Below are 9,241 nucleotides of genomic sequence, written 5' to 3'. Positions count from 1 at the left end.
AAATGCCAATAGTTTTTTTTGGTTTCGGTAAGTAGTGCTGTAAAAATACACGAGTATCGTTGGTATGGATGAACACAAATTAATAAGCTCTAGATTGACAAAGAAGTTTCTGTATCAAGCTCCCATGCTAGTGACAGGAATGTTGATGTCAGGTTTATTCGTATATGCCGATGCAGCAGTCAGTTTTAATCAAGGGCATATCAACCCAACACATCCGAACCATCATTCCTCTGAGTCAACTTCTTCGGTTACGTTGAATAATCAATATGCTGTCACGGCTTTTGGTGGTCAGCCAGTTCATCTGAGCTATGACGAGAATGCCGTGTGGGTGTCTATTGATTTGTTGCCAAACATACCCGCGACGGAAACAACGGCTGATGACACGAATTCTAGTGGTACTGTATCGCGATCGATAGAAGCTTTGCCAGAAAAAGTGAGTGTTGACGGTGTAGCGGTAGGACAACTTGCTTCGCGTTCAAGCGGAAAAATAGATAAATCGTTAGATAAAGCCTCGTCCAAAAAAAGCATGCAAGCGACAAAAGAGAGTTTCTTTGATTGGCAAAAAACAAATTCTTATGCGGATCAACGTACGATTATTCCAGAGAAAGTTTTTTACCCAGAAAACCCGACTTTGATTCAAGAAAAAAAACAGTCGGAACAGTTTGATAAAACAAGTGTGACCCAAACGGGAAAATCGAATAAGTTAAAAGTAGTGGCTAGTCAACCCGCAACTGTCACGCGTTCTTCAGCACCTGAAAAATCCAGTATTACGGTAGATAAAAGTCACACGCTTACTGGAAAAACAAGACCAGAAAAAGAGTCATGGTTTGATCAAATAGATGAGGATAGACACCTTTCAAATGAAGTGTTGCAAACGTTCCCATTTAAATCAAACGTGATTAGTCAAATGAATGCAGCGTCGACTTATCGTGATGAGAAACAACGTGCACCTATCTCAAAAGTCACGCCTGAACCCGAGGTAGAGCCTACGCCGCCTGTGGTTGAGGAACCAGCTAAACCTGAAGTGACTCCAGAACCCGAGGCAGAGCCTACATCGCCAGTGGTCGAAGAGCCTGTTAAACCTGAGGTGACTCCAGAACCCGAGGTAGAGCCTACGCCAGCCGTGCTGAAAGAAGACTTGTTTAAATTTGATAAACAATTAATTGAGTCACCTAAGATTGAAGAACCTTTAGATAACTTGATATTGACGAATCAAAATAATCAAGTAGTGGCTACCTCATTGCAACATCTTCAATATGGTTGGATTGCTAAATTATTACCTCATTACAGTTTGAACAATACTGTAACGATTGAGAGTATGCGATACGGCGACTTGGTTTATGTTAAGAAAAAGCAGCATTTTGTAAACCGACTTATTGATTTGGGTAAGAAACCTCGTCGCTTAAATCAAACGTATGTGATGAAACCAGCACTTTCGCAGATTGTGGGATGGGGCTATCATCCAGACTATTTAAGTTTAGACAAGATGGACAATGTTCGTCAGTGGGTTGATATTCTTGTTTATGATGAAAAGGTTGCCGAACAGCCGATTTCTCCTGAAGTGATGGAGCTTATTAAACAAGCGAACCTAATGAGAGAATTGATGGCGTTTTTAAGATCTTCGCTAAAAGACGGCGAACAAAGTGACAATCTCGGTCAGATGTACGGATTTGTGGTTTCTAATGCGTTCCGATATTTAAAAGATAAGGAAACAGAACAAAAATAAAATATGCGGAACCTTGTGAGCTGGTAAATATAATACCCGATCATTGTTTAAATGATATAAATCTTAATCCCCAGCAATCAAGCCACTCTCGGCGATTATATAAAACTCAAGCGATCACGCCTCACACATTGCCATTAATCCAACGCCCTAACATCTTAGAAACTATTAAATAACAAGGATGTTGAAACCTAGCAATCAAGCTACTTTCTTATCATGTTCAAAAAGGTGTTATAGCCACATTAATTGAGAAACGGAAATAATACCTGCATCATTTATTCACGACAAGATGGCTTTAAAGATTGAATAGCAACATTGCTCGCCATTAAGCCCATTGTTGCGGTAATCGTTACACACGATCCATAACCTGCACATGATAACCCTTGTAATTGACAATCGGATTGTGTAGGTTTTACGGTCGTTTCTTCAAACCATAAACATTGAACATTCATTTTCGGTACTTTTTTTAATGCTTTGCCTTTTGCATCGGCCCCTTTGGGATAATGATAAGATTTTCTCAATGTTTGGCGAATGCGTTGTAATAAAGCGTCATACTTGCTTTCAGATAAATCGCCGAATCGCAAACTAAGGGGATTTTGTTTACCGCCGGCACTGCCACAGACGATGAAAGAAATTTGTCGTTGTCTGCAATGTTCAATAATGGCTACTTTGGCATCATGCTGATCGCAAGCATCAATCACAAAATCAGGTTGATATTGATCCAATACAGTGGCAATGTTTTCTTGGTTAATAAAATCATCAAATTCATTCACCACGCAATCGGGATTAATCTCACGAATTCTTTCTGCCATAGAACGTGTTTTGGCTTGGCCCAATGTCGAGGTTAATGCGTGAATTTGACGATTGATGTTGGATTCAGCAATATGGTCTAAATCACATAATGTCAATTTGCCGACTCCTGTTCGTGCTAGGGCTTCAGCCGCCCACGACCCGACACCGCCGATACCGACAATCATTACGTGAAACGATTGAGGATTAAAAAGCTCGCCATATAGTCTTTTTAAGCTTGCAAAACGCCTTTGAATATTGATCTCTTTGTGTTCACTCATGCTATCCATTTCAGATGGGCTTATAATAATAAAAGCGATTATATATGAAAAGTCAGAGGTAAATATGTCTTACGAAGATTTGCGTCAGCATTATGACAAAGATGTGTTAAATGAATCTGGATTGTTGGCTAACCCTATCGAGCAGTTTGAAAAATGGTTTCAAGAAGCGATGAATGCTAATATTCTTGAGCCTAATGCGATGGTGATTAGCACGGTAAGTCCTCAAGGCGTACCTAGTGCCAGAACTATTCTTTGTAAAGGTGTCTCTGATCAAGGCTTTAGATTTTTTACTAATTATGATTCTAAGAAAGGCAAGGATTTACAAGCGAATCCTTACGTCAGTGCATTGTTTGTTTGGTTAGAAATGCAAAGACAGGTTCAAATAATTGGAAGAGTCCAAAAAATCAGTGAGGAAGAATCAACGGCTTATTTTCATAAACGACCTGTTGCGTCTCAAATAGGAGCATGGGCATCACCCCAAAGTCAGGTGATTACTCGAGAAGCATTGGAAAAACGAGAACGTGAGTTTCAAGAAAAATTTGGCGAAGATGTACCTAAACCAGCACATTGGGGCGGTTATTTGATTGTTCCTGAGCAGATTGAGTTTTGGCAAGGCCGTCCTTCTCGATTGCATGATCGTATTTTATATACAAAATCCAGTGATGGCTGGCATCATGCGAGATTGGCTCCGTAGGTAACCATATGAATGATCATCAAGCGTTAAAGAAAGCATTTGCACGCTTTCCAACAGGGGTTGCGATTGTCACGATATATCATCCAGAGACTCAAAAATCTTATGGGATGACGTTAAGTTCATTTGCTTCTGTTTCTTTGGAGCCTGCATTGGTGAGCTGGTGTTTAAGCAAAAAATCTCAGTTAGTCCCATTGATACAAGAACGCATCCCTTATCGTTTACATATTTTGTCTAGTTCGCAAGAATCTTTAGCTAAAAAATTTGCGACGGGATCTCAAGAAGAACGATTTGCTGGCGTGGATCTAAACCTAAATCCCCCATTTCTTGATATCGATTCGCAACATACCGCTGCTTGGTTTAACTGCGAACATGAAGTTTGTTTAGACACAGGCGACCATTACCTGTTAGTGTCTAAAGTGCAAGCGTTTGGATACCAAGAGAAAAAACCGTTAATATTTCATGGTAGCCGATTGTTGACAGAGCCCTATGTTTTTTAGTGATGTAATGGTGTAAAAGCTTAGGGGCTGAAACCCTGTGTTTATGCGCGGGTTGGTGGTGTTAAATCAATCAATACACAGATAAAATTATTTATTTTTCTCAAAAAGGAGAATTTTATTGAAAATGATAATTATTTTCAATAAAATTAAACCTTAATTGATGTTTTCTGATTAATTCTCCATAGGTGCTTAGGCACTGATTGTTTAAAAGCGGTGTTTAGGCACTGCTTTTTTTTATCTTTTTGTTAACAAACACGACTGCGATAAACACTTATCATCATTCAATGCTTATTGGCTGATGTCACTAGTTACAAGTAGCTAGTGTTGACGGATAGATTTTTTGTGGATGGATAAACTCTTCAACACCCCTCCATCATGTATCGTAAAGACGGATGGATAGGGTGACATTAGTTTAATAAACAATACTAAAAATGAATGTTAAAACACGACCGTGACAGTTGCTCAGTCACCAAAAAGTTACTTAAATAGGGAGAATAAGGTAGAACCCCCTTTATTAACAGTTGTCTAAAAAGGAATTATCGCGAGATATACTGTATGATCTGCAACCACTACCTTTAATACGAGTGGTATAAAAAAGATGGTGGTGAGTAGGCTTATTTTTTCACAGCATTGAGTGCTTCTTGGACTTCATCTTGAAAAGCTTGCTGCTGAATTTTTTCTTGATTTTTTGCTGTTTCAAGACGTTGTTCGTATTGTTTGTTTTCCTCAATGGCTCTTTGTCTAAAGCGTAATGCCACAAAATGATAGAACGGATGTGGGCAGATTTGTTTAGAAACCATAGAGGCAAAGATAGCGACTAACATTAACCAAAAAAACATGGGTTGTGAACCGACCATTTCCATTACAATGACAGCACTGGTAATGGGCGCTTGTGTAGCGGCGGATAAAAAAGCTGCCATGCACAATAAAACAAGAATATCTTGATGTGGCCACATATTGAACAGACCGCTAAGATGCAGTCCTATTCCCGCTCCTGTAGTAAGTGCAGGAGTAAAGATACCGCCAGAAATGCCTGACCAATAAGAGGCAACGGTAGCGATTAATTTACTAATGCCAAATATTTCGTGGTTGATGTATTGTTCCTGAAATCGCAATGCATGATCGGCAACATCGTAGCTGGTTCCAAACGAAGAGAAGTTTGTGAGGTAACCAATGCTGGCAACGATTAAACCAAGAAAAAAAGCAACAATATAGGGATGATTACGTAAAAAATTTCTGGCACGAGCAGGTGCAAAAAACGCGTATCCTTTGCTTAATAATCGAGCAAACAATCCGCCCGTAATACCGCAAACAACTGCACAGACCAATACCCATAACCACATATACTCGTCGAGTGCTTCGCCATTGAATTTTCCAAAATAAGGGTTGTTCCCCATTAAGGCGACCACAAAGAAACCTGAGGCCAACACCCCTAGTAAAACGACTCTGTGCCAAAGAATATTTAAGCCTTTGCCCAACTCTTCAATCGCAAAAATAACACCCGCCAAAGGTGCATTAAATGCAGCTGCTAAACCACTGGCAGCTCCAGCCGCTAGCCATTCTTGAGCTTTAAACCCTTGAATAGTGAGATTCCATTTTTTGCATAATTTGCCCCATGCGTACATGACCGCCGCTCCGACTTGAACAGATGGACCCTCGCGACCTACGGATGCACCAATTAATAAGGCCAGAAAGGTAAAAGGGATTTTTAATAACGCTTGAAATAAGGAGGTTAATTTGTTACGACCATATGAACTGTCTTTTAAACTAAGACTGGCGATGATTTGAGGGATGCCAGAACCGACTGAGTAGGGAGCAAAGCGGGTGACTAAAAATCTTAAAAGTGGCAAGCCCAATGGTAGGATGATCCAAGGTAACCAAGGCATTTCTCTGACCCAATGAGCGTTTAGATGAATGGCCCAGTCTGCTAGGTGTGCAAAAATCATGGACACGCCTGCCACAAACGCAGCCCCAATCAAGATAATAGAGAACTGTACGGTTTTTTTAGAAAGACGTTTTAAATGATTTTTAGGATGGCGTATGTGCTTTTTTAAAAGAATAATATATTTGTTAAACATGACGTGTGTTGAGCATGGGTGCAAAGCAAAAATTTAATCAAGCAGTATTTTACAGCTGTTTTTTTTTGAGGATAGGTAAAAGAGAAAAGGTTTTAATTTTTTATGAACATACAAAGAAAGTTTTTTATACTTTTTTTGCAAACCATCAGAACATTCACCCGTCAGACAAAGCACTTAAAAACAAGACTCATCACGGAAAACCTAGCGTGAGTGGTTTAAAAATACGCTTGTCAGAATCGTGATGAAGTGAGAACAAGAGGTGAGGATTGATGTGTACATGAAACATCTTAAATATCACCTCTAAAACTAAGGGCTTCGTTTAAATCATCTGTTTGAATAAAGGCGTGGTTGTGAATATCACTGATGGTGCGAGCAATGCGAAGTAATCGTTCAGCCGTTCGCATCGACCAATTAAAATGTCTGCAAAGTTGGCTGAAATGGTTTTTTGTTGGGGTGTCTAATTCTAAAGCAGGGTGTTGGTTAGGAAGCTGTGCATTTAAGCATGATTGTCGATGGATTTGTTTTGTTCGGCAAGCAAGTACACGTTCGCGGATAGCATCCGATGTTTCTGCACGAGGTAAATCATGCCAAGTATCTTTCGGTGTGTGCAGATTTAATAATAAATCAATACGATCAAGAAAAGGTCCAGAAATTTTTTGTTTGTACTTTTGGACTTGTTCGGGGCGACAACGACAGGTTTTGGTTTTACTTCCAAAATAGCCGCAAGGACAAGGGTTCATGGTAGCAACAAGTTGAAATCTAGCAGGAAAACTTAATTGCATTTTTGAACGTGAAATATGGATTTCGCCGGTTTCTAAGGGTTCGCGAAGTGCTTCCAAGGCATTTCGTGGAAATTCAGGCAACTCATCTAAAAACAACGTGCCGTGATGGGCAAGGCTAATTTCTCCAGGTCGTATGGTTACGCCACCTCCAATTAATGCAACTGCCGACGTGCTGTGATGCGGAGATCGAAAAGGCGGTCGCAAATAATCTAACGGTTTGGTTTGAAGAGATAAGGAATGGATCGCTTGGACTTCGAGAAAATCTTCATTAGAGAGATTTGGCAAAATAGTGGGTAATCGTTGGGCAAGCATACTTTTTCCTACTCCTGGTGTGCCAGATAATAAGATGCTATGACCTCCCGATGCACATATTTCCATGGCTTTTACGGCTATATTTTGTCCACGAATATCGGAATAACAAAGAGAAGTAGGGCGTTCAGACTGGTGTTGAAAACAATGATCGGATAGCTCTAATGTGTTGTGATGTAACTGTTGTGCAATATCGTTTAAATGACTGACCCCAACGAGATTCAGATTATCGACTAGGCTAGCTTGAGGAATGTTTTCTTTCGGCAAAACAAGAATCGCATCTTTTTGTCGTCTTCGATGTGAAAATGCCATAATTAGGGAAGATTGGACGGGCTGAATAACGCCTGTTAGAGAGAGTTCCCCAATGAATAATAATTTAGTGAACTGTTGTTTCATAAAGGATTCGCTAGGAGTGATTTGTTCGCTAGCGATAAGAATGCCTAAGGCGATGGCTAAGTCAAAACGACTGGATTGCTTGGGGATGTCGGCTGGAGAGAGGTTGACGGTGATACAACCACTAGGAAATTCAAAGCCACTGTTAATAATCGCGGATCGAACACGGGTACGACTTTCGCGAATGCTGGTGTCGGGCATACCAACAATTGTGAAGCTTGGTAAACCGCTGGAAATATCGACTTCTACATGAACTTCAGGTGCATACATTCCCTGAATCGTACAACTGGATAATTTAATGACTGACATAGGATTGCTCTCATTTTTAATGAGTTTATCGTAACGATAACGTTGTCTTTAAACCAGTTGGATGGCTTATTTTTGTCCTAGCGGAAAATCCCTTATTGCACCTTGTCAAATTAGCCAAAAAGGGGAACTTCATGGATATTTTTGATTAGAGATTAAATAAGAGGCTGATTATCAGTATAATAATGGTATGTGGTGCATTTTTTCTTTATACGGCAGGGTTGTCGAAACTTTGCAAGGCACTCATATTTTTTTATGTAATACCAAAAACCAGCCTTATATATGATGGGTGGTGTCTTAATCGCGTAGTAATCAAGCGACTGATAAAGGGTTTTAAATGATAAAAGTGTCCATTGTGATGGGAGCTTATAACGCTGCTTCAACGATTGAATCGGTGATTCAGCAGACCTTATTGCAAACCTACACATCATTTGAATTGATTATTGTTGATGATGGTAGCGTTGACGATACGGTAAAGATTGTAAAACCTTATCTTGAACGGTATCCTGAAAAAATTAAGTTGATTGCCTTGCCTGATAATCAAGGCACGTATCTTGCTCGCAAAAAAGGCGTGGAGGCTTGTTCTCCAGATAGTGAGTATGTTTTGTTTTTAGATAGTGATGACTATTTGGTACCTGTGGCATTAGATCGATTGGTGACATTGTGCCAAGCATCAAGGCCTGATTACTTGATGTTCCCAGTTTTTCATGAGGCAATTAATGAAATTTGGCCGGTTGCTGATGGGATTCCTAAACAAGTTGAGACCCTGTTGAATACGCGTTTTGTATTGAAATATTTTGTGACTAAAAGGCATACGTTTGCATTTAATAGTGCAGGGAAGTTTATTAAGAGAAGCTTGTTGTTAAAGGTTTATGAGAAAATAGGCGAGGTGCCCAAAGGATACTTTTATTCTGAAGATGCCTTATTGAACACAATTGCTTTGGCTCAGAGTGATACCGTCATGGCAAGCAAAAGAACATTGTATTACTATTGTTTCCACAAAAAAACGTCGCTCGATGATCAGGTCTCTAGAGAACAACACGGTATTACAATCGAAAAATTAAAAGCCATTCGACAACGCATAATGGATGTCCCCCAAAATCTATTTATCCAAACGATAGAGGCTGAATTACAGCTTATCGTGGACTTGATCGGCTGTGATATAAAGGGGGGGGGTAATGAACGTTATAAAACGCCTCAATACAAGGCGTTTATACGCAAATTAAGAGAGATACGATCAGAATATTGGTTAAATTATTATCAAGATGCTTCTTTGATAAAACGTGTGGGTGGGCGTATTAGAGCAATTTACTCACGTTATGTTAAAAAATGATTGTTTATTAGTTTGCTGCGGTTGTTGGTTGAGGTGATTCAGCTGTTTTAAATCGT

General features: G+C 39.7%; 7 protein-coding genes. 4 read left to right on the top strand and 3 right to left on the bottom strand.

What is annotated here, in order from left to right:
- The first annotated feature begins 145 nt into the window (after positions 1 to 145).
- Positions 146 to 1,726, top strand: coding sequence for a hypothetical protein (locus IX83_RS08695; protein WP_051919536.1), 1,581 nt, complete (start codon positions 146 to 148; stop codon positions 1,724 to 1,726).
- A 272-nt stretch (positions 1,727 to 1,998) separates the two neighbouring features.
- On the opposite strand, the gene IX83_RS07365 is transcribed toward IX83_RS08695, so the two are convergent.
- A complete protein-coding gene (locus tag IX83_RS07365; RefSeq protein ID WP_038500872.1) occupies positions 1,999 to 2,793 on the bottom strand; it encodes a tRNA threonylcarbamoyladenosine dehydratase in 795 nt (264 codons plus the stop codon).
- A gap of 64 nt (positions 2,794 to 2,857) precedes the next feature.
- On the opposite strand from IX83_RS07365, the gene pdxH reads away from it, so the two are divergent.
- Both pdxH and IX83_RS07355 read left to right on the top strand, forming a co-directional pair.
- Positions 2,858 to 3,487 (top strand): pyridoxamine 5'-phosphate oxidase, encoded by a 630-nt coding sequence (gene pdxH / locus IX83_RS07360; RefSeq protein ID WP_038500869.1) that lies wholly within the window; start codon positions 2,858 to 2,860, stop codon positions 3,485 to 3,487.
- An 8-nt stretch (positions 3,488 to 3,495) separates the two neighbouring features.
- Positions 3,496 to 3,984: a flavin reductase family protein gene (locus IX83_RS07355; RefSeq protein ID WP_038500866.1), complete on the top strand. Its 489-nt coding sequence runs from the start codon at positions 3,496 to 3,498 to the stop codon at positions 3,982 to 3,984.
- Positions 3,985 to 4,598: 614 nt separating this feature from the next.
- Here the strand turns inward: IX83_RS07355 and IX83_RS07350 are convergent.
- Both IX83_RS07350 and IX83_RS07340 read right to left on the bottom strand, forming a co-directional pair.
- Positions 4,599 to 6,062: a chloride channel protein gene (locus IX83_RS07350; protein WP_051919532.1), complete on the bottom strand. Its 1,464-nt coding sequence runs from the start codon at positions 6,060 to 6,062 to the stop codon at positions 4,599 to 4,601.
- Positions 6,063 to 6,349: 287 nt separating this feature from the next.
- The gene (locus IX83_RS07340) at positions 6,350 to 7,855 is read right to left on the bottom strand and encodes a YifB family Mg chelatase-like AAA ATPase (protein WP_038500861.1); all 1,506 of its coding nucleotides are present in this window, start codon (positions 7,853 to 7,855) and stop codon (positions 6,350 to 6,352) included.
- 334 nt (positions 7,856 to 8,189) lie between these two features.
- Between IX83_RS07340 and IX83_RS08690 the strand changes: the two genes are divergently transcribed.
- Positions 8,190 to 9,185, top strand: a complete 996-nt coding sequence (locus IX83_RS08690; protein ID WP_051919529.1) for a glycosyltransferase family 2 protein — start codon at positions 8,190 to 8,192, stop codon at positions 9,183 to 9,185.
- Positions 9,186 to 9,241: the final 56 nt, after the last annotated feature.

Source organism: Basilea psittacipulmonis DSM 24701 (assembly GCF_000743945.1).
Taxonomy (GTDB): Bacteria; Pseudomonadota; Gammaproteobacteria; order Burkholderiales; family Burkholderiaceae_B; genus Basilea; species Basilea psittacipulmonis.
The sequence above is the reverse complement of the archived record's forward strand: the minus strand, read 5'-3'. Positions and strand labels throughout refer to the sequence as shown.